This window comes from Nonomuraea mesophila, assembly GCF_004352805.1.
GTDB classification, from domain to species: domain Bacteria; phylum Actinomycetota; class Actinomycetes; order Streptosporangiales; family Streptosporangiaceae; genus Nonomuraea; species Nonomuraea longispora.
In genome coordinates this window covers 1-835 of sequence record NZ_SMLD01000397.1, presented here as the reverse complement: position 1 = coordinate 835, position 835 = coordinate 1, and the positions used below count along the sequence as shown (strand labels likewise).

The window sequence follows — 835 nt, the reverse complement described above, 5'->3', positions numbered from 1 at the left end:
CTGATGGTGTCGAAGTAGACCGAATCGGCCCGTTGCAGTCCGGCCAGGGTTTCGGGGATGATCCAGCCGAGGTCGCCGTAGACGCGCTGCAGTTCGGTGGTGACGTCCTCGTCCGGGCGGGCGTGGCTGGTGCGGTAGCCGAAGAAGGCGACGTTGCGGCCGCCGGGGATGCTGATGACCGCGGCGGTGCGGCCGCCGGAGGACAGGGTGCCGGTGGCGCCGGGGGCGATGGCGGCGGGGCGCTTGTCGAGCATGTAGACGGCGACCTTGTGCTCCAGGTCGAGCAGGAAGTCCTCTTCCGGGCCGAACAGCAGGGCGCGGGTGGCCGAATGCAGGCCGTCGGCGCCGATCAGCAGATCGCCGTCCTGCGTGGTGCCGTCGGTCAAGGTCACGCGTACGGTGTGCTCATCCTGGTCGACGTGGTCAGGGTGGCGCCGAAGCGGATCTCGCAGTGGTCGCGGACCTTCTCGTACAGCACGGCTTCGAGGTCACCGCGCAGGATGGTGATCGAGCGGGGACCGGTGGTGGCGGCGATGGTGGCGCGGTCGAGGGAGAAGCGGCGTTCTCCGCTCGGCTTGTGATAGACGAGCTCGTCGGTGATGAAGCCCTTCTTGAGCAGGTCGGGCAGGATGCCCATGCGTTCGGCCGCGTCGTAGCCGATCCCGCCGAAGGTGACGGCGTAGCCGCCGCCACGCCGTTCTGGGGCGCGTTCGACGATGAGGGCGTCCCAGCCGATCTGGTGCAGACGCAGGGCGGTGGCCAGGCCGGCGATGCCGGCTCCGATGATGATGGCGCGCATGAAAGGTGTGCTTCCTTAGCTGGTGAGGTGGTCGAG

Annotated in this window: 1 protein-coding gene and 1 pseudogene; both read right to left on the bottom strand. The window is 68.6% G+C overall.

Translation table 11 applies throughout. From position 1 onward, the window contains the following. Nucleotides 1-392 (bottom strand): annotated as a pseudogene (locus tag E1295_RS51710) (monooxygenase); the annotation flags it as partial. Next, nucleotides 389-799, bottom strand: coding sequence for an FAD-dependent monooxygenase (locus E1295_RS51705; protein WP_246081269.1), 411 nt, complete (start codon nucleotides 797-799; stop codon nucleotides 389-391). The gene E1295_RS51705 and the pseudogene E1295_RS51710, both read right to left, overlap by 4 nt. Nucleotides 800-835: the final 36 nt, after the last annotated feature.